This is a genomic window from Streptomyces sp. NPDC031554, assembly GCF_055580685.1.
The window spans coordinates 215,360-239,787 of sequence record NZ_JBVIKX010000008.1 but is presented as its reverse complement, the minus strand read 5'-3'; the positions used below and the strand labels follow the sequence as shown (position 1 = coordinate 239,787).

24 protein-coding genes are annotated in these 24,428 nt (G+C 73.9%); 12 read left to right on the top strand and 12 right to left on the bottom strand.

Going from position 1 to position 24,428, the window contains the following annotated elements; all coding sequences use genetic code 11:
• Window positions 1-5: 5 nt before the first annotated feature.
• From ACZ5FU_RS22070 to ACZ5FU_RS22055, 4 genes are all read right to left on the bottom strand, one after another.
• The gene (locus tag ACZ5FU_RS22070; protein ID WP_469046353.1) at window positions 6-2,141 is read right to left on the bottom strand and encodes a putative bifunctional diguanylate cyclase/phosphodiesterase; all 2,136 of its coding nucleotides are present in this window, start codon (window positions 2,139-2,141) and stop codon (window positions 6-8) included.
• On the bottom strand, window positions 2,138-2,950 hold the full coding sequence (locus tag ACZ5FU_RS22065; RefSeq protein WP_451529658.1) for an SAM-dependent methyltransferase: 813 nt from the start codon (window positions 2,948-2,950) through the stop codon (window positions 2,138-2,140). Before ACZ5FU_RS22065 ends, ACZ5FU_RS22070 begins: the two co-directional genes overlap by 4 nt.
• A gap of 336 nt (window positions 2,951-3,286) precedes the next feature.
• Entirely contained in the window at window positions 3,287-4,282 is a 996-nt protein-coding gene (locus ACZ5FU_RS22060; RefSeq protein WP_451780786.1) for an SCO0930 family lipoprotein, read from the bottom strand.
• A 414-nt stretch (window positions 4,283-4,696) separates the two neighbouring features.
• Entirely contained in the window at window positions 4,697-4,951 is a 255-nt protein-coding gene (locus ACZ5FU_RS22055; RefSeq protein ID WP_451529657.1) for a hypothetical protein, read from the bottom strand.
• Window positions 4,952-5,210: 259 nt separating this feature from the next.
• Between ACZ5FU_RS22055 and ACZ5FU_RS22050 the strand changes: the two genes are divergently transcribed.
• The 3 genes from ACZ5FU_RS22050 (at window position 5,211) to ACZ5FU_RS22040 (ending at window position 6,904) form a co-directional block, all read left to right on the top strand.
• Complete coding sequence (locus tag ACZ5FU_RS22050; RefSeq protein ID WP_451529656.1) at window positions 5,211-5,339, top strand: hypothetical protein; 129 nt, start codon at window positions 5,211-5,213, stop codon at window positions 5,337-5,339.
• Between the two features lie 22 nt (window positions 5,340-5,361).
• Window positions 5,362-6,126 carry a bestrophin-like domain gene (locus tag ACZ5FU_RS22045; protein ID WP_451529655.1) on the top strand — a complete coding sequence of 255 codons (765 nt, stop codon included), beginning with the start codon at window positions 5,362-5,364 and terminating at the stop codon, window positions 6,124-6,126.
• 247 nt (window positions 6,127-6,373) lie between these two features.
• Window positions 6,374-6,904 (top strand): hypothetical protein, encoded by a 531-nt coding sequence (locus ACZ5FU_RS22040; protein ID WP_451780780.1) that lies wholly within the window; start codon window positions 6,374-6,376, stop codon window positions 6,902-6,904.
• Window positions 6,905-6,992: 88 nt separating this feature from the next.
• Here the strand turns inward: ACZ5FU_RS22040 and ACZ5FU_RS22035 are convergent, their stop codons facing one another.
• Window positions 6,993-7,304, bottom strand: a complete 312-nt coding sequence (locus ACZ5FU_RS22035) for a hypothetical protein (protein WP_451529653.1) — start codon at window positions 7,302-7,304, stop codon at window positions 6,993-6,995.
• 162 nt (window positions 7,305-7,466) lie between these two features.
• Here ACZ5FU_RS22035 and ACZ5FU_RS22030 point away from each other — a divergent pair, with 162 nt between their 5' ends.
• Together ACZ5FU_RS22030 and ACZ5FU_RS22025 are read left to right on the top strand one after the other, a co-directional pair.
• Window positions 7,467-8,054 carry a hypothetical protein gene (locus tag ACZ5FU_RS22030; protein WP_469046352.1) on the top strand — a complete coding sequence of 196 codons (588 nt, stop codon included), beginning with the start codon at window positions 7,467-7,469 and terminating at the stop codon, window positions 8,052-8,054.
• Between the two features lie 342 nt (window positions 8,055-8,396).
• The gene (locus ACZ5FU_RS22025; protein WP_451529651.1) at window positions 8,397-9,068 is read left to right on the top strand and encodes a class F sortase; all 672 of its coding nucleotides are present in this window, start codon (window positions 8,397-8,399) and stop codon (window positions 9,066-9,068) included.
• 124 nt (window positions 9,069-9,192) lie between these two features.
• Here the strand turns inward: ACZ5FU_RS22025 and ACZ5FU_RS22020 are convergent, their stop codons facing one another.
• The gene (locus tag ACZ5FU_RS22020) at window positions 9,193-10,032 is read right to left on the bottom strand and encodes a polysaccharide deacetylase family protein (RefSeq protein ID WP_468837019.1); all 840 of its coding nucleotides are present in this window, start codon (window positions 10,030-10,032) and stop codon (window positions 9,193-9,195) included.
• A 421-nt stretch (window positions 10,033-10,453) separates the two neighbouring features.
• Here ACZ5FU_RS22020 and ACZ5FU_RS22015 point away from each other — a divergent pair, with 421 nt between their 5' ends.
• Entirely contained in the window at window positions 10,454-10,915 is a 462-nt protein-coding gene (locus tag ACZ5FU_RS22015; RefSeq protein WP_451529649.1) for a universal stress protein, read from the top strand.
• Between the two features lie 31 nt (window positions 10,916-10,946).
• Here the strand turns inward: ACZ5FU_RS22015 and ACZ5FU_RS22010 are convergent, their stop codons facing one another.
• Window positions 10,947-12,077 carry a CapA family protein gene (locus ACZ5FU_RS22010; RefSeq protein ID WP_451780775.1) on the bottom strand — a complete coding sequence of 377 codons (1,131 nt, stop codon included), beginning with the start codon at window positions 12,075-12,077 and terminating at the stop codon, window positions 10,947-10,949.
• A 221-nt stretch (window positions 12,078-12,298) separates the two neighbouring features.
• On the opposite strand from ACZ5FU_RS22010, the gene ACZ5FU_RS22005 reads away from it, so the two are divergent.
• From ACZ5FU_RS22005 to ACZ5FU_RS21985, 5 genes are all read left to right on the top strand, one after another.
• Window positions 12,299-12,847, top strand: a complete 549-nt coding sequence (locus tag ACZ5FU_RS22005) for a sigma-70 family RNA polymerase sigma factor (RefSeq protein WP_451529647.1) — start codon at window positions 12,299-12,301, stop codon at window positions 12,845-12,847.
• Between the two features lie 148 nt (window positions 12,848-12,995).
• A complete protein-coding gene (locus ACZ5FU_RS22000) occupies window positions 12,996-13,508 on the top strand; it encodes a hypothetical protein (RefSeq protein WP_451529646.1) in 513 nt (170 codons plus the stop codon).
• Window positions 13,509-13,666: 158 nt separating this feature from the next.
• Window positions 13,667-14,323 (top strand): zf-HC2 domain-containing protein, encoded by a 657-nt coding sequence (locus tag ACZ5FU_RS21995; protein WP_451780773.1) that lies wholly within the window; start codon window positions 13,667-13,669, stop codon window positions 14,321-14,323.
• A gap of 132 nt (window positions 14,324-14,455) precedes the next feature.
• A complete protein-coding gene (locus ACZ5FU_RS21990) occupies window positions 14,456-14,842 on the top strand; it encodes an effector-associated constant component EACC1 (RefSeq protein ID WP_451529644.1) in 387 nt (128 codons plus the stop codon).
• 3 nt (window positions 14,843-14,845) lie between these two features.
• Window positions 14,846-16,684 carry a caspase family protein gene (locus tag ACZ5FU_RS21985; protein WP_451780772.1) on the top strand — a complete coding sequence of 613 codons (1,839 nt, stop codon included), beginning with the start codon at window positions 14,846-14,848 and terminating at the stop codon, window positions 16,682-16,684.
• Here ACZ5FU_RS21985 and ACZ5FU_RS21980 read toward each other — a convergent pair.
• Window positions 16,675-18,783, bottom strand: a complete 2,109-nt coding sequence (locus ACZ5FU_RS21980) for a SpoIIE family protein phosphatase (protein WP_469046350.1) — start codon at window positions 18,781-18,783, stop codon at window positions 16,675-16,677. The genes ACZ5FU_RS21985 and ACZ5FU_RS21980 overlap by 10 nt on opposite strands.
• Before the next feature lie 137 nt (window positions 18,784-18,920).
• Between ACZ5FU_RS21980 and ACZ5FU_RS21975 the strand changes: the two genes are divergently transcribed.
• Window positions 18,921-20,342: a lipase maturation factor family protein gene (locus tag ACZ5FU_RS21975; protein WP_468837010.1), complete on the top strand. Its 1,422-nt coding sequence runs from the start codon at window positions 18,921-18,923 to the stop codon at window positions 20,340-20,342.
• Here the strand turns inward: ACZ5FU_RS21975 and ACZ5FU_RS21970 are convergent.
• The 4 genes from ACZ5FU_RS21970 to ACZ5FU_RS21955 are packed head-to-tail and all read right to left on the bottom strand — an operon-like array spanning window position 20,330 to window position 24,328.
• Complete coding sequence (locus ACZ5FU_RS21970) at window positions 20,330-21,169, bottom strand: amidohydrolase family protein (RefSeq protein ID WP_469046349.1); 840 nt, start codon at window positions 21,167-21,169, stop codon at window positions 20,330-20,332. The two genes, ACZ5FU_RS21975 and ACZ5FU_RS21970, sit on opposite strands and share 13 nt — an antisense overlap.
• Entirely contained in the window at window positions 21,166-22,236 is a 1,071-nt protein-coding gene (locus tag ACZ5FU_RS21965; RefSeq protein WP_451780766.1) for an aldo/keto reductase, read from the bottom strand. Before ACZ5FU_RS21965 ends, ACZ5FU_RS21970 begins: the two co-directional genes overlap by 4 nt.
• Window positions 22,233-22,988, bottom strand: coding sequence for an SDR family NAD(P)-dependent oxidoreductase (locus tag ACZ5FU_RS21960; protein WP_451529638.1), 756 nt, complete (start codon window positions 22,986-22,988; stop codon window positions 22,233-22,235). Before ACZ5FU_RS21960 ends, ACZ5FU_RS21965 begins: the two co-directional genes overlap by 4 nt.
• Window positions 22,985-24,328, bottom strand: a complete 1,344-nt coding sequence (locus ACZ5FU_RS21955) for an enolase C-terminal domain-like protein (protein WP_451529637.1) — start codon at window positions 24,326-24,328, stop codon at window positions 22,985-22,987. Before ACZ5FU_RS21955 ends, ACZ5FU_RS21960 begins: the two co-directional genes overlap by 4 nt.
• Window positions 24,329-24,428 lie beyond the last annotated feature (100 nt).

Sequence of the window (24,428 nt, the reverse complement as noted above, 5' to 3'; positions counted from 1 at the left end):
CGCCGTCAGCCCGTGGCGTCCACCAGGGCCAGCTCGTGGAGGCGGTCCGGCGGGCCGGGGCGGGCGTAGTACCAGCCCTGGGCCGTGTCGCAGCCCAGTACGCGCAGCTGATCGGCCTGGGCGCCGGTCTCCACGCCCTCGACCGTGACCGCGAGGTCCAGGCTGTGGGCGAGCGAGACGATCCCCTCGACGATCTTGAGGTCGACGGGGTCGGCGGGGAACTGCTGCATGCTCTGCGTGAAGGAGCGGTCCAGCTTCAGGACGCTCACCGGCAGCCTGCGCAGGTTGGCGAGGTTGGAGTAGCCGGTCCCGAAGTCGTCCAGGGCGATGTCGACGCCCATCTCGGCGAGCCGGCGCAGCGGCTTGAGGAGGTCGTCGTCGGCGCCGATCAGCGCCGACTCGGTGACCTCCAGGCAGAGCGCCTCCGGTGCCACGCCCGCGCGTTCCAGGATGTCGACGGTGTCCTGCACCAGCCCCGGATGGGTGAGCTGGCAGGGCGAGAGGTTGACGTTGACGCGCAGCGGGCCGCTGTCGCCGCTGCGCCGGCGCCAGTCACGGGCCTGGCGCACCGACTGCTCCAGGACCCAGCGGCCGAGCGGCACGATCAGCCCGGTGTCCTCGGCGAGCGGGATGAACCGGTCGGGGCCGAGCACCCCGTGCTGCGGGTGCAGCCAGCGCACCAGCGCCTCCGCGCCGCGCACGCTGCCGTCGCCGAGGTGGACGAGCGGCTGGTACTCGATGAAGAACTCGCCCCGCTCCAGCGCCGCCGGCAGGGCCGTCGTCAGACCGTGCCGGGTGATGGCGCGGGCGTCGGCCTCGGGGTCGGCCAGCTCGAAGCGGTTGCCTCCGGCCGACTTGGCCCGGTACATGGTGATGTCGGCGCTGCGCAGCACCTCCGCCGGGCCGCGCTCCCCCGCCGGGCCCTCCACGATGCCGATGCTGCCGCGCACGGTCAGCTCCCGGCCCTCGATGCGCACGGGCGCGACCAGGGCGTTCATGATGCGCGTGGCGAGCTCGTCGACCTCGTGGTGGGTGTCGGGACCGGTGGTGAGCGCCACGAACTCGTCGCCGCCGAGCCGGGCGACCATCTCGCCGGGCGCCGTGGCGCAGGCCTGGAGCCGGTCGGCGACCTCGACGAGCAGCCGGTCGCCGGCGGCGTGCCCCAGGCTGTCGTTGATGGTCTTGAAGCCGTCCAGGTCGAGGTAGCACAGGCCGAAGCGCTGTCCGTCCCCGGCGGCCAGGACCTTCTCCAGGCGTTCGAAGAACAGGGTGCGGTTGGGCAGGCCGGTCAACGCGTCGTGGGTGGCCTCGTAGCGCAGCCGCAGGTTGAGCAGCCGGCGCTCGGTGGTGTCCTCCATCAGCGCCAGCTGGTACTGCGGCCGGCCGTCGGCGTCGCGCAGCAGCGAGACCGTGAGATTGGTCCACAGCACCGTCCCGTCGGGGCGGTAGAAGGCCTTCTCGACGTGGTAGTGCTCGCGTTGGCCGCGCACCAGCTCCTCGTAGAGCCGCCACACCTGGGGGGCGTCGTCGGCGTGCGTCCACTCGCTGACGTTGCGTCCGCGCACCGCCTGCTCGCCACCGCCGAACATGCGCACCAGGGCGCCGTTGACCTCGAGGATGTTGCCCTCCAGGTCGGCGATGCCGATCCCTATCGCGGCGCCCTCGAAGACCGCGCGGAAGCGGGCCTCGCTGGCGTGCAGCGCCTGCGCCACCACCCCCTGGGCCCGCAGCGCGGCCTGCGCGATGGCCTCCTGTTCGGCCAGCGTGCGCTCGCGCAGCGCGTGCGCGAAGCCGGCGGCCATGGCGTGCTGGAGTCGGGAGCAGCGGGTGCGCAGGTCCTCCTGGGGCCCGTCCTCGCCGCAGTAGAGCACCAGGTAGGCGTCGATGCAGTCCAGGCTGTGGGCGAGGGCCTCGGGGTCGGTGCAGTGGGCGCCGATGAGGTCGGCCCCGACCGTCCTGGCCGCCTCCGCGTCGAAGTTCCTGGCGCGCAGGGCCTCGCTCAGCCGCCGGGCCAGCGGCAGCAGCCGTTCCTCGAACTCGGGGCGGGTCAGCGACGTGGAGGTGACCGGGAAGACCGCCCGGCTCCAGATCGTCGCGAACCGCCGCAGTCTGTCCTCCGGCCCGTCCGGTTCGGCGGTCACGAAGCGCGCCCCACGCCCGCGAAACCGGAGAAGGCGTACGGGTCCTCGTCCTCCGGCGCCGTCTCCGGCCGCCAGTGCGGCATCGGCACCAGTCCCGGCTCCACCATGTCGTACCCCTCGAAGAACCGCGCGATCTCGTCACGCGAGCGCATGACCAGCGGGTTGCGAATGTCCTTGTACACGTCCACCGCGCCCTCGGCCCGCCCCTGCGGCAGGGGGATCCCCTCGTACGAGGCGTGCGTGAGGACGAGCAGGCTGCCGGGCGCGAGCGCGGCGCTCAGCTCGGCGACCGCGGCGTACGGGTCGTCGGCGTCTTCCACGAAGTGCAGTATGGCAACCAGCAGCAGCGCCACGGGCCGCTCCAGGTCGATCAGTTGCTCCACCTGGGGGCTGCCGAGGATCTCCCGCGGCTTGAGCAGGTCGGCGGCGACGACCGCGGCGTCCGGGTTCTCCCCCAGCACCACCTGGCTGTGCGCGACGGCGACCGGGTCGTGGTCGACGTAGACGACGCGGGCGCCGGGACGGGCCGCCTGGGCCACCTCGTGGACGTTGCCGAAGGTCGGGATGCCGGAGCCGACGTCCAGGAACTGGGTGATGCCCGAGTCGGCGGCGTGGCGCACCGCGCGGCGCATGAAGGCCCGGTTCGCCTGCATGATCTTGGGGAGTCCCGGCATGAACTCCATGGCCTTGCGCGCCGCCTGCCGGTCGACCTCGAAGTTGTGCGAACCGCCCAGGTAGTAGTCGTAGATCCGCGAGACACTGGGCACGGAGATGTCGATGCTCCGTGGGGCCCAGGCGGGACGATCCATCTATCTCTCCAAGGCGTAGGCGATCCGGTGTTCGAGCAGAGGCTACTGATCGCCCGCCAACAGGGCGACCTGAAACGGAAATTGACCGTCCGTTCCCGGTCACTGCCTGCGGCACGTGCCGAAATGACATACCCGGATGTGCTGACGAAAAGTACCCGATGTGCTCCGGAGCGTCCCCGGGCCGTTCGAACACGGCGGCGTCACCCGCACGCGGCGGGGGCGGGGAGGTCCCGCCCGCAACACAGGGGTCCGCCCCCTCCGTGCGGCGCGGAGGGGGCGGACCGGGGGTCGTACGAGCCGTCGCGGGAGCGGGATCGGCCTGGGGGGAGGTGATCCCTACTGCTTCGGCGCGCCGACCAGCTTGCCGTCGGGGGCCACGGCGTACCAGGTGCCGCCGACACCCTGGCCGTTGATGTCCCCGGGGGACTTGTCGCCGGAAAAGGTGTAGATCGGCGAGCAGTTGACCGTCATCTGCTTGACGCCGTCGGGCCGGGTGAAGCTCATCAGGCCCTTCTTCTGCACGCCCTCGGTGTCGTTGGTGGCGACCGGGGCGACGGCCGGCCACTTCTCGAGGCAGGCGCCCAGGCACGCGGTCACCGGCTTCGGCCACGCCTTGTCCTTGACGAAGCGGTAGACCGTCATGCCGTTCTTGTCGACGACGATGTCGCCGAGGTTGGGGTCCTTGCGCACGGACAGGCCGGGGGCGGCGGCGGAGCCGGAACCGGAGCCGGAGCCGGAGCCGGAGGCCGACTTGGCCTTCTTGCCGTCGGGGGCCAGCGCGAACCACTTGCCGTTGACGCCCTGGCCGTTGGTGTCACCGGCGTTGGTGTCCTTGGCGTAGCGGTACACCGGCCAGCCGTCCACGGTCAGCTGCTTGCTGCCGTCGGAGCGGGTGACCTCGCCGAGCAGCGACTTGTCGATGCCGTCGCCGGCGGTCGCGTCGTCGGCCGGCACGGGCGGCCAGGTCGTCGCGCAGTCGCCGTCGCAGCTGGACTTGGGCGGTTCCGCGGTGTCCGCGTCGAAGCGGTACAGCGTCATCCCGGCGGCGTCGATCAGCACCTTGCCCAGCTCGGCGTTGGCGGAGACGGCGAGCTGTCCCGCGGCGGACGCCTGCGCGCCGCCCCCGGCCGCCGGCGCGCTCGCGCTGGGGCTGGTGCCCGCGCCGACGCTCCCGTAGCCGCTGCCCACGCCCGCGACGGTGCCCGCCGGGGCCGTGACACCCACGTTCTGGCTGGACGCCGCGGTACCGCCTTCCTGACCGCACGCCGTCGTCAGCGCCAGAACAGACACAGCGCTCGCCACGAGTGAGGCGCTCCGCCAGGAGGTCTTCATCTTCAACTCCCCGATCATCCCAAGTGTGTTGCAGCGCCCTGCTGCGCCACCGCACGGCCATGGGTACGCACGACGGGGGGCGTCGCGTTCAAAGACGGCGAGAAATTCTTTTCGCCGCCTGTGCACCGTCGTGCACCACCCCGCACGGCGGTGCGCCACCCCGCACCGTCGTGCACCGCCCCCGCACCACCGTCGTGCACTGTCCGCCCACCGTCGCGCACCGCCCCCGCACCACCGTCGCGCACCGTCCGCCCACCGCCGTGCGTCCGCCCACCGCCGTGCGTGCGCCCTCGCACGCGAGTGCCCTTGTCCGGACGTGCGAGCGCACCCCGGACGAACCCGGTAGGACGGACTTCCCTCGTTCGGGGCAATCGCCCCGCATGCCGGCGTGCACCCGCGCGCGAGGCCCCATGATCACGTCGTGCATGGATCCGAACCGACCCGATCCCCCTTGTCGACCAGGGTGTTGACCCTGGTGACCGTGGCCTGGATCTTCTTGGCCGCACCGGCCGGGCCGGCCGTGGCCGACGCCTGCGCGTACGCCTCGACGGGCCCGGACGGCACCGAGGCGGTGGCCGTCGCGGGGAACCTCGGGCGGCTGACCCCGCCGGGGTGCCCGACACCGCAGCCGGAGCCCCCGCCGCCTCCGGAACCGACGCCGACGCCCACGCCGACGCCTCAGGAACCGGCGCCGCCGAAGCCCTCCTGGGAACCGCCCCCCGAACCGACGCCGGAGCCGCCTCCCGAGCCGACGCCGCCGCCGGCCCCACCGCCCCGGGCACGGCCCGCGCCCCCGCGGCCCGCGCCGCCGAGGCCCGTGGCTCCCCTTCCGCCGCCGCCCTCCGCGCCGAAGCCCCGGCCGAAGCCCGCCCCCGCCCCCGCCCCCGCACCGCCGTCCGAGCCCGCACCGCGGCCGTCCGCGTCCCCCGTGACGTACCCGGCCCGCCACGCGCGGCCGCCCCGGGCGCCGGTCCGGCACCACCGGTCGCCGGTCACGTACGTCCTGCTCATCACCGCCCCCGCGGCCATCGCCGTCGCCGCGCTGCGGCCCCGCTGACGCCCCTTGAAGGAGGCACCTCTTGCCGGAATGGCTTGTTCTCACCCTCGCGATGGTCGCCGCGTGCGTGGTGGTGGTCGCCGTCACCTTCGTCCGGCACCGCACGGTGTCCGACGACGAGGACCCGTCCGAGACCCCGGACGTCATCGAGTACATGACGATGTGGATCGGAGTGGTGTACGCCATCGTCCTGGGTCTGGCGATCGCCGGCGTCTGGGAGGCCCGCAGCGTCGCCCAGGACCACGTCCAGGCGGAGGCCCAGGCACTGCACGAGATCTCGGAGCGGGTCCGGGTGTACCCGTCCGAGGTGCGGGACCGCATCCGCGGGGACGTCGACGCCTACGTCGGCCACGTCGTCGGCACCGAGTGGAAGGCCATGGCCGACGAGGGCGAGGTGACCGAGCGGGGGGACGAACTCCTCGAACGGCTCCGCGTCGACCTCACCGACCACCGGCCCGCCTCGGACTTCGAGGCCCAGGCCTACCAGCCGCTCCTCGACCAGATGGCCGCCGCCGACCAGGCCCGCAACGACCGGGCCGGCTCGACCGGGGCGACCATGCCCGGGGTGGTCTGGTTCGGGCTGGTCGCCGGCGCCGTCATCACCGTCGGCATGGTGTTCGCGCTCCAGATCCGCCGCACCGCCCGGGAACTCGTCCTGGCGGGGCTGTTCTCGGCGCTGATCGCCTTCCTGCTGTTCCTCATCTGGGACTTCGACGCGCCCTACAGCCGGAGCATCGCGGCGTCGGCCGAGCCCTTCCTGCGCCTCTTCCCCGACGCCGGGAACTGACCGGGCCCGGACCGGACGCGGGCCGGACCGGACCGGACCGGACGGAGCGACGGCGGGCGACACACCGGTCCGGTCCCCCGGCCGCGGGAAGCATGTCACCCGAACGGCCCTCTCGCTTCCCCCGTTCGGACGACAGGAATCGCGGGAGCACACGCCCGTTCCTAGCGTTTCGGTCATCGAGGCGCGGGCGACGACACGCGCGGAGAAGAACCGCGGCCGCCGCTCCTCGGAAACCGGAGGAGACCCCATGCACGCGATACGCGTCGCCTCGGCGGCACTGCTGAGCCTGGGCGCCCTGGCCCTGCCCGCGCCGTCCGCCGTCGCCGCCGACGGCACCACCCCGTTCGGCTTCAGTGTGCTGCCGTCGACGATCGTGGCGGGCGGCCGGGTGACCCTCCGGATCGACCGGGGCGACGGTGGCTGCAAGGGCGACGTCACCATCACCTCGGGGATCTTCGAATCGGTGCGCATCGCCGCGCGCCGCTCCTCGGCCACCACGACCGTCGACCTGGACGTCAGGGCGGGCGCGGTGCACCGGGTGACGTTCACCTGTGACGGCGTCAGCCGTTCCACCGGGCTGACCGTCGCCGGCGCCCGCCCGGTCACCTCCACCCCGGTGCCCGACGCGGTCCCGCGCGCCGTGCGGGCCGGCGCGGGCGGGACCGTCGCCGGGTTCGACCTGCGGGAGATCGGCCTCGGCGCGGCGCTCGTCGCGGGGTCGGTGGGCGCGGCGTACCACTTCTCGCGCCGGCGGGCGGGCGGGGACGGCGGCTCCTGACGGCGCGCGGGCCTTCGCCCCGGTTCCCGGAAGGGAGGGGGCGAGGGCCCGTGACGCGGCCGTGCTCCGAAAGGGGCGGAGCAGGCCGTCAGGCGCGGCGCTCGGCGCGCCTGCGCATCCAGAACACGCCGCCGCCGACGGCCGCCGCGGCCACCAGCCCGCCGCCGATGGCCATGTCGGTCGGGGTGGCGCCGCTGGAGCTGCTGCCGCCGAGACCGCCGCGGACGCCGCCGATGACGGTGAAGGCGGTGGGGTTGGTGAGGGTGCGGCCGTTGCAGTTGACGGTGACGCTGTGCGAGCCGGGGCGCGCGTTGCTGTTGACCGTCGCGGTGCCCTGCGCCGTGTCGCGGGCGCCGTTGGCGGGCCGGAGACCGGTCGTGCGGAAGGCGTCCGAACTCATGGTGCCGCCGCCCCGGCAGCCGTCGACGGTGATGGTCAGCTGACCGCCGCGGGTGACGACTCTGGGCAGCGCGACGATGTTGCTCGGGGAGATTCCCCCGTTGCCGCCGTTCCCACCGGCGTTCCCTCCGTTCCCGCCGCCGTTGCCGCCGCCGTTCCCGCCGTGGCCCCCGTTGTTCCCGCCTCCGTTGCCGCCGTTTCCTCCACCATTTCCGCCGTTCCCGCCATTGCCCCCGCCGTTCCCACCGCCATTGCCGCCGCCGTTGCCACCTCCGTTGCCGCCGTTTCCTCCACCATTTCCGCCGTTCCCGCCATTGCCCCCGCCGTTCCCGCCGCCATTGCCGCCGTTGTCGCCGCCGTTGTCACCTCCGTCGCCGCCGTTCCCGCCGTTTCCTCCATGGCCCCCGCCGTTTCCGCCGTTCCCTCCATTACCCCCGCCGTTCCCACCTCCATTGCCGCCGTTGTCACCGCCATTGCCGCCGCCGTTGCCACCTCCATTGCCGCGGCCGTTCCCGCCTCCATCACCTCCGTTGTTTCCCCCATTCCCGTTGTTGCCGTTGTTTCCGTTGTTGCCGTTGTGACCACCCCAGTTGCCGTTGCCCGAGTGGCCTCCGGCGTTGTTGTTTCCGGGGTCGACCCAGTTGTTGTCGTTCTGGCTGCCGGGGTTGGGTGGCATACCGTCCGCGACGGCCACGGGGGCGGCGAGCCCGAGGACGGCGACCGCCGCGGCCGCGGCCGCCAGGGCGCGTGAGTTTCGCATGTGATCCTCCGCGGAAGGCGCCCCGGGGCCCGTCCCCGGTCTGTCGGCGAGAGAGCACCTCCCGGATCGACCCTCTGGCGCCGCGCGCGGGCCCGCATGTCGGGAATGGTCCGTCCCGGTGAGAGGACACGCCGGGGGAAACGTACGCGATCGGATATCACCGCAGGTCACGGACCGTCAGAAAATTCCTGCACACGGCAACTCGGATGGCGGACCGCAGGACACGCGGGCCACCTGTTCGCCGCCACCCCGTCGCTGTTTGCCATGGGGGGACTTAGCGTTCTCGTATGCGCGGAAGGACGTGGCGACGGCCGCGTCGAAAGGGGCTGGCGAATGTCTCGGTACGAGCTGTCCGGAACGGCGGAAGAGGAGGAACGGCCGAAGAAGCGCGTTCCCTGGGGCGTGATGGCGCTTGTTCTGCTGACCGGGCTCGCGCTCATCCGCAACGGTTCGGGGGAGTTCGACGAGGGCCCGCCGCAGCCCGCCTCCGCGGCGGCCGCCGACGCCGGTGCGACCCGGGGCACCTTGGGGAGGGCCGTCCAGCCCCTGCCGTTCGCGGCACCCGACCGGGTCAGGATCCCCGCCATCCAGGTCGACGCCCCGCTCATGCAGGTGGGCCTGGACACGGACGGCTGGGTCGGCGCGCCGCCCCCGGAGGATCCGAACCTGGCCGGCTGGTTCACCGGCGCCGTCTCCCCCGGCGAGAAGGGGACCGCGGTCGTCGTCGGCCATGTGGACAACACGCGGGGACCGGCCGTGTTCTACGGCCTGGGGGCCCTGAAGAAGGGCAATCACGTCGAGGTGGCCCGCCGGGACGGGAAGACCGCGGTGTTCGAGGTCTACGGCGTCGAGGTCTTCGCGAAGGACGACTTCCCCGGCGACCGCGTCTACGCCTCCAAGGGCGCCCCCGAACTCCGGGTGATCACCTGCGGCGGCGGTTTCTCCAAGGCGAACGGCTACGACGGCAACGTGGTCGTCTTCGCCCGCCTGGTCGAGGTCCGTTAGAACGGACCGTCGGCCGGGCGCTCGGGGGCGGCCCGGCCGGTACCGGTGCCCGTCACGGCGTGGACGCGCGTGCCGGACCCGCCGCTGGTGCCGCGACAGGCGACGTTCGCCCCGTCGCGACGCCCTAGAGGCGCTGCCGCCGCGGCACCGTGATGCGGTAGCCGGAGTCGAGGAGCAGGGGCAGGTAGCGGCGCAGGGCCCGCACGCTCTGGGTGCGGTCGCCGCCCGCGTCGTGCGAGAGGAGGACGACTCCGGGAGCGGCGCCGCCCTCGACCCGGTCGACGATGGTGCCGGTGCCCGGGGTGGTCCAGTCCAGGGTGTCCACCGTCCAGGCCAGGGGCTCCATGCCGAGTTCGGAGCCCAGCTGGAAGGCGGCGCGGTTCCAGGCGCCGTAGGGGGCGCGGAACCAGTGGGGCCGTTCTCCGTAGGCGTTCTCGATGACCTCGCTGGTGCGGATCATCTCGGAGCGGATCTGACGGCGCGTCATCTTCGTGAGCAGGGGGTGGGACCAGGTGTGGTTGCCGACGACGTGTCCCTCGTCGGCCATCCGGGCCAGCAGGTGGGGGTGGTCGGCGGCCATCTCCCCGCACACGAAGAACATCGCGCGGACGCCGTACTCGGCCAGGGTGTCGAGGATGCCCGGGGTGTAGCGGGGGTCGGGGCCGTCGTCGAAGGTGAGCACCATGGCGCGGCCGCGGCCGGTGATCCGCAGGAGCGGTGCGCGCCGCACGGGGGTGCGGACCGTGAGGCGCGGGGGGCCGTAGCCGGCCAGCGGCTGGAGACGGTAGGCGGAGGGGGCCATCGGGAGGCGGTACGCGGGGGCACCGGCCGCCGGGGCGCCGGAGCCGGCCGGTGCCCCCGCACCCGTCCCCCACGCGAACAGAGAGGCCGTGCCGGCCGCGCCGACGGTGGCGGCGCCGGCGAGCAACGCCCCGCGCCGCGTGAACAACTGATCCTTCTGCATGTGTCATCAGTCGCCCGGCCGGGCCCCGACGCACCACCAGGACACCGACCCGGCGGCACGGATCCACCCGCTCGGCGCAGCACGCCGACCGCCCCGCCGGCCGCCCCCTCCCCCACCGGTGCTCGTCGCCACCGGCCTCCGCCCCCGCCGGCCGGATCAGCGGCGACGCGATCCCGCCGTACGGCCGGCGGGAGCGGGAGACCGCAGAGAAGCCGTCGGGGGGCGGGAGACCGCCGGAAGGGGTGGCCGGCCGCGGGAGGGCGCCCCGGGTGCCGGGCGCGGCGGTGGGACGACGGCCCGCGCGGCGGAGAACGCACCGCGGACGCCGGAGGCACCGGGCACCGGTACCGCCGGATGTGCACGCGGGGGTGCGTCGGGCCCGCGCGGCGGTGGGACCTGCGGGTTCCGATAGCCTCTCGCCGTGACGGAACAGCACCCTTCCCCGTTCGAACGGGGCACGGACGGCCCGAAGGTCGTCCTCGTCGGCGTGGACGGCTCCGACCCCTCGCTCCGCGCCGCCGCCTACGCCGGCGGTCTGGCCCGGCGCCAGGGCGCCCTGCTCGCGGTGGTGTACGTGCAGCCGGTGATGGCGGCGAGCGCGGCGCTCGGAGCGCCGGTCGCGGAGGCGACCGACGAGATCGCCCAGGACATCGTGGCGCAGATCCGGGAGGCCACCGAACGCACCCGGGGGATATTCGACGTGCGCTGGGAGTTCCACACCTTCCAGGGCGACCCGTACAACGGGCTGGTGAAGGCCGCGGATCAGCTGAAGGCCGACGCGGTGGTGGTCGGCGCCTCCGAGCAGGCCGGTCACCGGATCGTGGGGTCGGTGGCGGTGCGGCTGGTGAAGGCGGGGCGCTGGCCGGTGACGGTGGTGCCGTAGCCGGCGTCCGCGCCCGCCCCGCCCCCCTCGGCTACTCCCCCGTCACCAGCCCGTCCCGTGCCGCTCCCCGGCTGAGCACGAGGTCGCGGATGTCGTCGCGCACGCCCCCCGCGTCGGCGCCCTGGGCGAGGGCCCTGTCGAGGTCGACGACACGGCCGGCGTCGAGGTCGAACAGCCCGGGGACGAAGGCGGCCCGGGTCACCTCCCAGCGGGCGCCGGGCCGGGCGGGCGGGGAGAAGGTGAAGCGGGCGACGCTGGACCGGTTGGCGCGCGGGTCGACGGCACCGGCGCGGTTCGGCGTCTCGCCGGCCACCTGGTCCCCGAGGCCGTAGACGACCCAGGTGCCGTTGACCTTCTCGTAGGCCTGCGGGACGTGGGCGTGGCCGCCGAGGATCAGGTCGATGTCGGGGCGGGTGCCGGTGCGGGAGGCGGTCAGGGCCCTGGCGAGGGTGAGCTGCCGGTCGTCCGGGGCGTCCTGCCACTCCGTGCCCCAGTGCAGGGAGACGACGACGACGTCGGCGCCGGCCCGGCGGGCGGTGCGGGCATCGGCGACGATCTTGTTCTCGTCGATCAGGGAGAGGGCCCAGGGCTGTCCGTCGGGGAGCGGCCGGCCGTCGGTGTCGTAGGCGTAGGCGAGGTGGGCGACCTTCGCGGGGCCCGCTTCCAGGAGCGGGACGGCGGCGGCCTCGGCCTCGGAGCGGGCGGTGCCCGCGTGCCGTACGCCGGCGCCGTCGAGGGCGTCCAGGGTGCGGCGCACGCCGTCGGGGCCGTCGTCGAGGGCGTCGTCGGAGGCGGTGGAGCAGCCGTCGTAGCCGGTGGCGGCGAGGGCCGCGGCGAGCCGGGGCAGGAAGGCGGCGGCCGGGTCGGTGGCCACGCGGGCGGCCCCCAGGTGGCAGAGCGCCAGGTCGGCGCCGGCGACGACGGGCTGGATCCCGGCGAACATCGGGCCGAAGTCGTGGCCCGTGCCGCCGGCGTCGAAGCGGGCCCGGTCGACGACCGAGGCGTGCGGGACGATGTCGCCGGTGGCCACGAGGGTGAAGCCGCGGCTCGCCGAGGGGGCGGGGTGTCCGGAGGCGGGTTCGCGGTCGTGGGCCTGGCAGGCCGCGGCCGCCGTGAGGAGGGCCGTGAGGGCGAGGGCCACCTGGTGTCTGCGTGCGATCACTGGATCACTCCGTTGCACATGGATCGTCATATTTACGCACGTATTACTACTAATCGATGCGGGGAGCCGGACCGCCCCGGCGCTCCCGCCGTCGGACCGGATGCGCGCGATCGGCGTAGCCCCGACCGTTCGTCGAACCGTTCGTCGACGCGATCGACCGTCCGCCGCAGATCCTTGTGCGCACCCTGTCCCCGGACGGCGCCCTGGGGTGCCATACGCGCATGACCGCCGGAACCACCCTCGCCGCCCGGACGACGACCGCCGAACACGAACTCGCCGCGCTCCAGCGTGAGCACGGCCGGCCGCTCTTCGCGCTGCTGCTGAGGCTGTGCGACGGTGACCGCCAGCGCGCCGAGGACCTCGTCCAGGAGACCCTGGTGCGCGCCTGGCAGCATCCCGAGGCCCTGCGCGCCGACGCCTTCGACTCCGTACGGCCCTGGCTGCTCACCGTCGGCCGGCGGCTCGCGATCGACGCGCGGCGGGCCCGGCAGGCACGGCCGGCCGAGGTCGGGGACGCGGTGCTGGAGAACGCGCCGGTCTGCGGCGACCACGCCGACCGGGCCGCCGCGGCGCTCGACGTCCGCGAGGCCGTGAAGACCCTCACACCGGAACACCGCGAAGTCCTGGTGCTGGTGTACTTCCGGGGGGCGAGCGTGGCGGAGGCCGCCGAAACGCTCGGCATCCCGCCCGGTACCGTGAAGTCCCGCGCGTACTACGCGCTGCGCGCCCTGCGCCGAGTGCTTCCCGGTTACGCTCCCGACCTGGACTGAAACCCACGGTCGAGTCAAACCTCCGTAAAGCGCCTTGCCGTGGACCCCGGTTGAGTAATCGGGTGTCCTTATCCGTGTTCCGGATGGGGCCCGGCCACCGGTTTCCCGGCGGCCGGCGAAGCGCACGCACCGGAGGAGGCAGGAAGGGATGCTGCACAGAGGTCATCAGAGCACGGACGGCACCGACGGCGGTGAACTCACCGTCCCCATGGCCTGGTTGTACGCCGAGTACATCGCCGACGAACTGCTGCGGACCGGCGATCTCATGCCGCCGACGTCCTTCGAGTTCCGCGCCGGGCGGGACGCCCTGGCGCTGACCGTCTTCCTCTCCGACACCGACGGCGAACTGCCCGGGATCCGGGTGGTCACCCAGCTGGAGACGTGGCTCTCGCTCACGGCGTACGACCAGCCCTGGCAGGACTGGGTCGCCGGACGTATGTCACAACTGACGGCGGACTCCGCCGAGTCGGAGGGCCCCGACCCCGATCTGGAGCTGGCGGCGGCGGCCTGGCGGTGGCTGGAGGAGACCGAACTGCTCGCCCCCGACCTCGACGCGGTACCGGGCTGCGCGCCGGCCGGCGAGGACGAGGGACCCAAGGTCTGGACGCCCGCCTGGCGGCTCGGTCTGCCCCTCGGGCACCTCGCGATCCACCTTTTCTAGTTTTCCGGCTTTTTCGCGTCCGGACCAATCCGCGGTCCGGACCGCTCCGAACATCTGGGTCACGATTCGGTACGTGCCTTGAGTGATTCCGATGCCTGGTCCGTACCGGTGGGAGCAAGGAGTAACCCCACTGGCACTCAACGGCGCGAGGTTTCGGCATGAGGTCCCTGGAGAGGCATCGCGACGTCGGCGCGTACGCGCTGGGTGTGCTGGACGAGGCGGAGGCCTTCCGTTTCGAGGACCACCTCATGGAGTGTCCTCGCTGCGCGGCGGAGGTCACCGAGTTCGGCGCCACCACCCGGCAGCTGATGCTGTACCGGAGGGCGACGCCGCGCGCCGTGCACCCCTTCGCCGGCCCCGGACCGCAGCTGCTCGACCGCCTCCTGCGCGAGGTCGCCGTCCGGCGCCGGACCGTCGGCCGACGGCTGCTGTACGCCGTGGCCGCGGCCGCCGTGGCCGCCGTCGCGGGACCGGTGCTCGCCCTGACCGCCGCCGCCGGCGGCGAGGAACCGGCGCGGGTCGTCGCGGCGACCGACCAGAAGTCGGGCGTGTGGGCGCAGGTGACGTCCGAGGACGAACTCTGGGGCAGCCGGGTCGAACTCGAGGTGAAGGACGCCGCGGGCCCGCGCGCCTGCCATCTGGTCGTCGTCGGCCACGACGGCTCGGAGGAGATCGCCACCAGCTGGATGGTCCCCGACCACGACGCCCGCCCCAACACCATGCGGGGCGGCGCGACCCTGCAGACCGACCGGATCGCGCGCTACGAGGTGCGGACGACGACCGGTGAGACCCTCGTCGTCCTCGAAGCCCGCTAGCGGGGCGGGCCGCGGCTGATTTGCCGTCCGTCCGCCCCGGACGGAGACTGGAAGCACCGACGTGGAGCCCGTTCGCCCATGCGGGGCCCGCTCCGCGCCGCCCCTGGGGGCACGAGCGAAGGGGCTGAGCCGGTGTCGCAGCACATGCTGATCCTCCTCTCCGAAGAAGGGGCGGAAGCCGACCGCGTGGCCGAACTGACCGGCTACCTCCGGGAGGAACTGCTCCAGCTCGACGTGGACGACGTGACCTCGGTCCCCGGCCCCGAACCGCCGCCCGGCGCCCGCGCCGTGGACCCCGCCACGGTCGGCGGCCTGCTGGTCGGCCTCAGCGGTTCGATGGGCGCCCTGGCCCGGGTGCTCGACGCCGTGCGCGAATGGCGGGCCCGCTGCCGGGATTCCCGTCCCTCGCTGCGCCTGACGCTGGACGACGACGTGCTGGAGCTCTCCGAGGCGTCCCCGGAGCAGGTGACGGAGGCGTTCGACCTGTTCGTCCGCCGCCATTCCGACGTCGGGGCGTGAGCCATGACCACCACCAAGCACGCGTTGATCATCGCCAACGACCGGTACGACGACCAGGGACTGAAGCAGCTCCGGGCACCGGCCCAGGACGCCGCGGCCCTCGCCGCTGTCCTGCACGATCCCGAGATCGGCGACTTCGAGGTCGAGGTGGTGCACAACGAGCCGGCCCACCTCACCAACCGGCGCATCCAGCAGTTCTTCAACGAGCGGCGGCGTGACGACACCCTCCTCGTGCACTTCTCCTGCCACGGCCTCAAGAGCGAGTCCGGCGAGCTCTACTTCGCCGCCAGCGACACCGACCCGCGCCTGCTGGACGCCACCGCGGTCCCCGCCCACTTCGTGCGCCGCTGCATGTCCCGCACCCGGGCCGGCAGCACGGTCCTCTTCCTGGACTGCTGCTACGGCGGCGCCTTCTCCCGCGGTTCCGGCGCCGTACGCGCCACCGGCGAGGTCAACGTCCTGGAGTCCTTCCGGGGCGAGAAGCCCCCCGGCGGGCGCGGCCGGGCGGTCATCACGGCGTCCAACTCCATGGAGTACGCCTTCGAGGGCCCCGACCTCGCCGAGGACTCCGGGCCGCGGCCGTCGGTGTTCACCCACGCCGTCGTGCAGGGGCTGGAGAGCGGCGACGCCGACCGCAACGGGGACGGCGTGGTCACCCTGGACGAGCTGTACGACTACGTCTACGACCGGGTCCGGGAGGCGAACCCCCACCAGACGCCCAGCAAGGACGTCGAGATGGAGGGCGAGCTGAAGCTGGCGAACAACCGGCGGGGCCGCCTGACGATCACGAAGGTGCCTTCGCCGCCGTACCTGCTGGCCGCGATCGCCAGCGACAACCCGCTGACGAGGCAGGGCGCCGTCCACGAACTGCGCGCCCGGATGCACGACGACTCGCTGCCCGTCGCGGAGGGGGCGCGCCAGGACCTGGAGGCCGTCGCGCGCGACGACATCCGGCAGATCGCCGACCAGGCCGACCAGGCGCTGCGCGAGATCCGGCTCGCGCCCTCCCCCGACCGTCTGGACTTCGGCCGGGTGCCGCCGGACTCGCCCCCGCCGCGGCGGACCGTGGAGCTGGCCGGCCCGCCGCTGGCCCGGCACTGCGTGGCCCAGTCCACCCGGCCCTGGCTGCGGGTCGAACCGACCAGGACGGGCGGTCTGGAGGTGAGCGTCGAGCCGTCGGCCGAGGGGCCGTCGGCCGAGGGGCCGTGGGCCGGGGAGATCGTGCTGAAGGGGGTCACCGGCGACGCGGTGATCCACGTGACGGCGACCGTCGGGCCGCGGACGCGGAGCGGGACGCACCCCACCGGTCCCGCCGGTTCCGCCGGTCCCACCGGTCCCGGTGACGGACGGCCCACGGGGGACCCGGGGCCCGTCCTTGGCGATCCGCCGGTGGAGCCGCCCGGCCCGGTCGTCGTCCACCCCGAGCCGCCGGGGCGGCCGCCGCGGGTTCCGGCCGCGCCCCGCGAGCGACGCTGGGCCCCCGCCCTCGCCGCCGCGGCCCTCGCGCTCGCGGTCACGGCGGTGATCACGGCTGTCGTGAGCCTGCAGAAGGCGGCGACGGCCGTGTCAAGGCGGTGGGGCAAGGCCGACGATATCGAGTACTACGCCCACGACGGGCACCTGTTCACCCCGCTCAATTTCTCCCTGGCCACCGCCGCCCTGGCGCTCCTGCTGACCGTCCTCGCCCGGCACGACCTGGGCACCCGCCGCGACCTCTACTCCCCCAGGGCCGCGGGCGGCACGGGAACCTTCACCGCGATCGCGAAGGGCCTGGCCCTCCCGGCGCTGGTCCTGGCCGCGCTGATCACACTGGCGTACCTGATCGGCTCGCACTACTGGTGAGCCGTGTCGGCGGTGGCGAACTCGCACCACACGCACTTGCCGCCGCCGCGGGCCTCCACCCCCCACGCGTCGGAGAGCAGGTCGACCAGGAGCAGACCGCGGCCGGAGACGCCGGAGTCCCCGGCCTCGCGGCGGCGCGGCAGGGCGCTGGAGGAGTCCTCGACCTCGACGCGCAGCCGGGGGCCGCCGGTCAGGAGGCGCAGGGTGACGACGGCGGCGCCCTCGGTGTGCACGAGGGCGTTGGTGACCAGCTCGTCGGCGACGAGTTCGATGTCGTCGGAGCGCTGCCGGGCGCCCCAGGAGCTGGCGGCGGCGCGGATCATGTGCCGGGCCTGGGTGAGGGCCTCGGGGTCGCCGGGCGCCACGTGCTGCCGGAACCGGCTGCCGGCCCGGGAGGTGTTCGTGCCGTGCCGGTGGAGCAGGAGGAGGGCCGCGTCGTCGTCGCCGTCGCGTTCCTCGGCGACGTCGATGAGCCGGTCGGCGAGTCGCCGTACGTCGTCGGGGCCGGTGGCGATCAGCTCGGCGAGGGTCCGCATGCCGTCGTCGAGGTCGACGCCGGGCTGTTCGACGAGCCCGTCGGTGCACAGCAGCAGGGTGTGGCCGGGGTCGAGTTCGAGGGTGGCGACGGGATAGTCGAGGCTGCCGAACTCGGCGGACAGGCCGAGCGGCAGTCCGCCGGGGACGGAGAGGCGCCGGCAGGTGCCGTCGGCCTCGCGCATCAGCGGGTCGATGTGGCCGGCCCGGACCATCTGGACGACGCCGGTGGACAGGTCGGCCTCGGCGTAGAGGCAGGTGGCGAAGCGGTCGGTGTCGAGTTCGTCGAGGAAGACGGAGGCGCGGGCCATCACGGTGGCCGGGGGGTGTCCTTCGGACGCGTACGCCCGCAGGACGATGCGCAGCTGGCCCATGACGGCGGCGGCGTGCGTGTCGTGGCCCTGGACGTCGCCGATGACGGCGCCGACCCGGGCTCCCCCGGAGGGGGTGCCCCCGGGCAGCGGGATCAGGTCGTACCAGTCGCCGCCGATGTCGCGGCCGTGGGAGCCGCCGATGGTGGCGGCGCGGTAGCGGACGGCGACGTCGGCGCCGGGCACGCTGGGGATGGTGCGCGGCAGCATGGCCTGCTGGAGGCCCTGGGCGATGTCCTTCTCCTGCTCGTAGAACATGGCTCGTTGCAGGGACTGGGCGATGCTGCTGCCGAGGGCGACGAGGATGTTGCGTTCCTCGGGGGTGAAGCCGCGCCGGTCGCTGTAGAGCAGGCCCATGGCGCCGATCGGGCGGGTCTGGACGATGAGCGGGAGGTAGGCGGCCGAGGTGATCTTCAGACCGGTGATGTGCGGCCACAGCACGGGGTAGTCGGCCGCGAACTCGTCGGAGGACTCGATGAAGCGCGGGGTCAGGGTGCGCACCACCTCGCTCATCGGGTACGGCTCGTCGATCCGGGTGACGAGGGTGCCGGGCACGAAGCTGCCCTCGGGGCCCTCGGCGATCAGCCGGATCCGGCCGGCCTCGACCAGGCCGACGACCAGGCTGGTGGCGCCCAGGTGGATGAGGCCGTGGGTGTCCTTGAGGACGTCGATGACGTCCTTCACGGTGCGGGCGTGCGCCAGGGCGGCGGTGGTGAGCTGGACGACGTTGGTCTGCTCGCGGCGCACGTCGTCGAGGGCGGCCGCCTCGCGGTGGGCGGCGAGGTCGCGCAGTTCGTCGGTCGCGTCCCGGACGATGCCGATGATCCGGCGGGGCCGGCCCGTGCCGTCGCGCCGTATGTAGCCCTGGGTGTGGGTCCAGCGCAGCTCGCCGTCGCGGCGGCGGACGCGGAAGTAGGCGCCGTAGTTCTCGCTGCCGTCCTTGATCGCCTGGGTCACCAGGGTGTCCAGGCGCAGGCCCTCGGCCGGGGGGACGCGCGGGGCGAGGCTCTCGGGGCGGCCGTCGTACTCGTCGGGGGTGAGGTCGAAGATCTCGTGGGCGCGGGCGTCCATGGCGAACAGACCGGTGTCCAGGTCCCATTCGAAGCCGCCCATGCGGTTGAGCGCCAGGATCGGCTCCGGGTGGGCGGGCCAGTCCTCCGGGAGGGACAGCGCGCTCGCTCCCCGATCGACCATGGGCCCACCTTGCCAGGATTCGCCCGATTCTTCGACCGGGAGGGGAAGGGGAGGGGAGGGGAACACGTGCGTGATGCCGCCCGGCGTGGAACCCGGGGGGTGTCAGGGGTGGGGGCACGGGAGAGGAGCGGGCGTTCGTGGAGTGGTTCACCGCACCCGACTACTGGCTGAGCCGCACGGTCTTCCAGCGGGCTCTGGCCTGCGTGTACGTGGTCGCCTTCGGCACGGCGGCGCTCCAGTTCCGGGCGCTGCTCGGCGAGCGCGGGATGCTGCCGGCCGCCCGGTTCGTGGAGCGGGTGCCGTTCCGGCGGGCGCCGAGCGTGTTCCACCTGCGCTGTTCGGACCGTTTCTTCGCCGGGTGCGCCTGGGCGGGCTGCGCGGTCTCGGCGGCGCTGGTCGCCGGCGTGGACGCGCTGCTGCCGCTGTGGGCGGCGATGCTGCTGTGGCTGGTGCCGTGGGCCCTGTACGTGTCGATCGTCAACGTCGGCCAGACCTGGTACGGCTTCGGCTGGGAGTCGCTGCTGCTGGAGGCCGGGTTCCTCGCCGTGTTCCTCGGCAACGACGAGGTGGCGCCGCCGTTCGTGGTGCTGTTCCTGCTGCGGTGGCTGCTGTTCCGCGTCGAGTTCGGCGCGGGCCTGATCAAGATGCGGGGTGATCCCTGCTGGCGCAGGCTCACCTGTCTGGACCACCACCACGAGACGCAGCCGATGCCCGGCCCGCTGAGCTGGTTCTTCCACCACCTGCCGAAGCCGCTGCACCGGGTGGAGGTGGCCGCCAACCACGTCACCCAGCTGCTCGTGCCGTTCCTGCTGTTCACCCCGCGGCCGGTCGCGACGGCCGCCGCGTCCCTGATGATCCTCACCCAGCTGTGGCTGGTGCTCTCGGGCAACTTCGCCTGGCTGAACTGGCTCACGATCGTGCTGGCCGTCCCCGCGCTCGGCCTCCCCTCCGACCCGCCGGCGGTGCCGGACGCCCCGCTGTGGTACGTGGTGGTGGTCCTGGCGGTGGCCGCCTTCCTGCTGTTCCTCAGCCACCGGCCGGTGCTCAACATGCTCTCGCGCGGGCAGGTGATGAACCGCTCCTTCGACCCGCTGCACCTGGTCAACACCTACGGCGCGTTCGGCAGCGTGAGCCGGGTGCGCCACGAGGTGGTGATCGAGGGCACCCTCGACGAGGTGCCGCGGGAGGACTCCGACTGGCGGGAGTACGAGTTCCGGGGCAAGCCCGGCGATCCACGGCACTGGCCGCGCCAGTTCGCCCCCTACCACCTGCGGCTGGACTGGATGATGTGGTTCGCCGCGCTCTCCCCCGCCTACGCCGGGCCCTGGTTCGGCGCGCTGGTGGAACGGCTGCTGGAGGGCGACCGGGCCACGCTCCGTCTGCTGCGCCGCTCCCCGTTCCCGCCCGGCGAGCCCCCGCGGCACATCCGCGCCCGCCTCTTCCGCTACCGGTACACGAGCCCGCGGGAGCTGCGGGGGACGGGGGCGTGCTGGAAGCGGACGTACGTGCGGGAGTACCTGCCGCCGACGCGGCTGGCGGGGCCGGTTCAGAGGCCGTAGACGCGGGTGGCGGTGGTCTCGAAGACCTGCCGGCTCTCCTCGGCGCTCAGGTGCCCGGTCAGCTGCCCGGCCGTGTCCAGGACCTGTCCGTAGGAGGCCGCGAGCGTGCACACCGGCCAGTCCGAGCCGAACATCAGACGGTGCGGTCCGAAGGCGTCCAGGGCGGCGTCGGCGTACGGCCGCAGGTCGGCGGCGGTCCAGGTGGCGGGGTCGGCCTCGGTGACCAGGCCGGAGAGCTTGGCGACCGTGTTGGGCAGGGCGGCCAGCGCCCGCAGGTCCGCCTCCCAGGGCGCGCGGGTGCCGGAGGCGACGGGTGGTTTGCCGAGGTGGTCCAGGACGAAGGTGAGACCGGGGTGCCGGGCGGCGGCCCGTACGCAGGCGGGGAGCTGGCGGGGAAGCACGACCAGGTCGTACACCAGGCCGGCGTCGGCGACGGCGGCGAGTCCCCGGCGCACGTCCGGGCGCAGCAGCCACTCGGGGTCGGGTTCGCCCTGGACCTGGTGGCGGACGCCCTTGAGGCGGTGGCCGCCGGGGAGCTCCCGCAGCCGGGCCAGCGCGTCGCCGACGTCGGGGCGGGTCAGGTCGGTCCAGCCGACCACGCCCGCGACCAGGTCGTGCGCGGCGGCGAGGGCGAGGAGTTCGGGGGTCTCCCCGTCCACGGTGACCGTCTGCACCAGGACGGTGCGGTCGACGCCGGCGGCACGGGCCAGGGGTGCGAGGTCGGCGAGGGTGAAGTCGCGCCGCAGCGGCCGGAGTCCGGGGCCGCCGAGCCAGTCCTGGTCGCGCACGGACAGGTCCCACACGTGGTGGTGGGCGTCGACGGTCACGACGGCTCCCGTGCCGGGGTGCGCGGTGTCTTCCCGCCGGGGGCCGGGGTGCCGGAGGCCGGGGCGTCGGGGATCGGGGTGCCGGGGGCCGCGGTGTCCGGGACCGGGGCGTCGGGCGGCAGGAGGCCGGTCTCCCGCAGCTCCCGCCAGAGCGCCGGGGGGACCGTGGCCCCGAACTGGTCGGCGCAGTCGTCGGCCTCGGCGGCGGAGCGGGCGCCGACCAGGACGCTCGCGACGGCCGGGTGGGCGGCGCAGAAGGCGAGGGCGGCGGCGCGCAGGGTGCTGCCGTGGCGCTCGGCGACCGTCCTGAGGCGCCGGGCGCGGTCGATCAGTTCCCCGGGTGCCGGGGCGTAGTCGTAGGTGGCGGCCGGTTCCGGGTCGGCCAGCAGGCCGGAGTTGAAGGCGCCGCCGATCACGACGGACGTGCCGCGCTCCCGGGCCGCGGGCAGCAGATCGGCGAGCGCGCTCTGGTCGAGGAGGGTGTAGCGCCCGGCGCACAGCACCACGTCGACGTCGGTGTCGCGGACGAACCGGGTGAGCAGGGCGGTCCGGTTCATGCCGGCGCCGATCGCCCCGACGACGCCCTCGGAGCGCAGCCTCTCCAGTGCGGGGTAGCCCTCGCGGAAGGCCGTCTCGGCGTGGTCGTCGGGGTCGTGCAGGTAGACGACGTCGACGCGGTCGAGGCCGAGGCGGGTGAGGGAGTCCTCCAGGGTGCGGCGGATCCCGTCGGCGGTGAAGTCCCAGACCCGGCGGTGGGTGGCGGGGACGGCGAAGCCGTGGGCGAGGTCGTCGCCGCCCGCCGTCGAGGGCTCCAGCCGGCGGCCGACCTTCGTGGAGACCGTGTAGTCGGCGCGCGGGTGCTCGCGCAGTGCGGCGCCCAGGCGGCGTTCGGACAGGCCGAGGCCGTAGTGGGGCGCGGTGTCGAAGTGGCGCACGCCGCGCCGCCAGGCGGCGGTCACGGTGGCGTGGGCCTGTTCGTCGTCGACCTCGGTGTACAGGTTGGCCAGGGGTGCGGCGCCCAGGCCGAGCGCGGTGACCCGCACGCCGCTGCGGCCGAGGGTGTTCACGAGGCCGCCGGACGCGGTCGCAGGCCCTGCATGCCGCCGTCGACGGCGAGGGCGGTGCCGGTGGTGGCGCCGGACAGAGGGCTGGCCAGGTAGGCGATGGCGCCCGCGACCTCGGCGGCGCTGACGAGGCGGCCGCTGGGCTGGCGGGCCTCGAGGGCGGCGCGTTCGGCGGCCGGATCGTCGGCGGCGTCGAGCAGTCGGCCGATCCACGGGGTGTCGGCGGTGCCCGGGTTGACGCAGTTGACGCGGATGCCCTCGCGGACGTGGTCGGCGGCCATGGCGAGGGTGAGGGCGTGCACGGCGCCCTTGGTCGCGCTGTACAGCGCGCGCCGCGGCAGGCCGGCGGTGGCCGCGACGGAGCACGTGTTGACGATCGCGGCGTGCGCGGAGGCCCGCAGGTGGGGCAGTGCGGCGCGGGCCGTGCGGACCATGCCGACGACGTTGACGTCCAGGACGTGGTGCCATTCGGCGTCGTCGTTGTCCTCGACGGTGCCCTGGGCGCCGATGCCCGCGTTGTTGACCAGGACGTCCAGGCCGCCCAGGGCGGCGACGGCGGCCGCGACGGCCGCGCGCACGGAGGCGTCGTCGCGGACGTCGGCGCGGTGGGCGAGCAGGGGCGCGCCGACGCCCGCCGGATCCAGGTCGAGGACGGCGACGGTGGCGCCGCGCTCGGCCAGCAGTTCCGCGGTGGCCCGGCCGATGCCGGAGGCGCCGCCGGTCACCAGGGCGGTCAGCCCCTCGAAGTCGTTCACGCCGTCTGCTCCTTCCGTCCGGTGGGGTCGGCGGCCCAGAAGGCTCCGCCGGGGTAGGTGTACCGCGCGATCGACTCCGGACGCAGGGCGGCGGAGAAGCCCGGAGCGGTGGGTGCCGCGTAGTGGCCGTCCCTGATCACGACCGGGTCGAGGAAGTGGTCGTGCAGGTGGTCGACGTACTCGATGACGCGGTCCTCGGTGGTGCCGGTCAGGGCGACGTAGTCGAACATCGACAGGTGCTGGACGAGTTCGCACAGGCCGACGCCGCCGGCGTGCGGGCAGACGGGGACGCCGAACTTGGCGGCGAGCAGCAGGATCGCGAGGTTCTCGTTGACGCCCGCGACGCGGGCCGCGTCGAGCTGGAGGACGTCGAGGGCGCCCGCCTGGAGGAGCTGTTTGAACACGACGCGGTTGTGGACGTGTTCGCCGGTGGCGACCTTCACCGGGGCGACGGCCGCGCGCACCGCGGCGTGGCCGAGGATGTCGTCGGGGCTGGTGGGCTCCTCGATCCAGTAGGGGTCGAACTCGGCGAGGGCGCGGGTCCAGCGGATGGCCTCGTCGACGTCCCAGCGCTGGTTGGCGTCGACGGCGATCCGGATGTCGGGGCCCACGGCGGCGCGGGCGGCGCGGCAGCGCCGGATGTCGTCGTCGAGGTCCGTGCCGACCTTCAGCTTGATCTGCCGGAAGCCGTCGGCGACGGCGCCGGCGGCGAGGCGGGTGAGCTTGTCGTCGTCGTAGCCGAGCCAGCCGGCGGAGGTGGTGTAGGCGGGGTAGCCGCGGGCGAGCAGGTGGGTGCGGCGGGCGTCGGCGCCCTGCCGGCCGCGGCGCAGCAGGGCGAGGGCCTCGTCGGGGGTGAGGGCGTCGGTGAGGTAGCGGAAGTCGATCTGCCGCACCAGCCACTCGGGGTCGGCGTCGGCCAGCAGCCGCCACAGGGGTGTGCCGGCGCGCTTGGCCGCGAGGTCCCAGACGGCGTTGACGACGGCGCCGATCGCCATGTGCATCACGCCCTTCTCGGGGCCGAGCCAGCGGAGCTGGCTGTCGCCGACGAGGTCGCGGCTGAGGGTGCCCGGGTCGGCGCAGAGGCCGTCGACGGACCGGCCGACGACGTGCTCGCGCAGGGCGTCGATCGCGGCGACCTGGACGTCGTTGCCCCGGCCGATGGTGAAGGCGAAGCCGTGGCCCTCGTGGCCGTCGGCCGCGTCGGTGCGCAGGACGACGTAGGCCGCCGAGTAGTCGGGGTCCGGGTTCATCGCGTCGGAGCCGTCGAGCTCGCGGGAGGTGGGGAAACGGATGTCGTGGGTGTCGACCGCAATGACGCGGGCGGGGTTCGGGGGCGCCATGCCGCATACTTATCAGACCACTTGCCGCCCTGGGCACCCCCTGAACGCGATGATCGCGCCGTCACCGTCGAAGTGGTCGGACCACCTCGATGGCTAGACT

Excerpts from the sequence above, each read along its gene's own strand:
- ACZ5FU_RS22025 (WP_451529651.1), top strand. The coding sequence starts at position 8,397 with ATGTCTCGGTACGAGCTGTCCGGAACGGCGGAAGAGGAGGAACGGCCG.
- ACZ5FU_RS21985 (WP_451780772.1), top strand. The coding sequence starts at position 14,846 with ATGACCACCACCAAGCACGCGTTGATCATCGCCAACGACCGGTACGAC.
- ACZ5FU_RS22020 (WP_468837019.1), bottom strand. The coding sequence starts at position 10,032 with ATGCAGAAGGATCAGTTGTTCACGCGGCGCGGGGCGTTGCTCGCCGGC.
- ACZ5FU_RS22060 (WP_451780786.1), bottom strand. The coding sequence starts at position 4,282 with ATGAAGACCTCCTGGCGGAGCGCCTCACTCGTGGCGAGCGCTGTGTCT.
- ACZ5FU_RS22000 (WP_451529646.1), top strand. The coding sequence starts at position 12,996 with ATGCTGCACAGAGGTCATCAGAGCACGGACGGCACCGACGGCGGTGAA.
- ACZ5FU_RS21955 (WP_451529637.1), bottom strand. The coding sequence starts at position 24,328 with ATGGCGCCCCCGAACCCCGCCCGCGTCATTGCGGTCGACACCCACGAC.
- ACZ5FU_RS22035 (WP_451529653.1), bottom strand. The coding sequence starts at position 7,304 with ATGAGTTCGGACGCCTTCCGCACGACCGGTCTCCGGCCCGCCAACGGC.
- ACZ5FU_RS22040 (WP_451780780.1), top strand. The coding sequence starts at position 6,374 with ATGCACGCGATACGCGTCGCCTCGGCGGCACTGCTGAGCCTGGGCGCC.
- ACZ5FU_RS21980 (WP_469046350.1), bottom strand. The coding sequence starts at position 18,783 with ATGGTCGATCGGGGAGCGAGCGCGCTGTCCCTCCCGGAGGACTGGCCC.
- ACZ5FU_RS22065 (WP_451529658.1), bottom strand. The coding sequence starts at position 2,950 with ATGGATCGTCCCGCCTGGGCCCCACGGAGCATCGACATCTCCGTGCCC.
- ACZ5FU_RS22005 (WP_451529647.1), top strand. The coding sequence starts at position 12,299 with ATGACCGCCGGAACCACCCTCGCCGCCCGGACGACGACCGCCGAACAC.
- ACZ5FU_RS21995 (WP_451780773.1), top strand. The coding sequence starts at position 13,667 with ATGAGGTCCCTGGAGAGGCATCGCGACGTCGGCGCGTACGCGCTGGGT.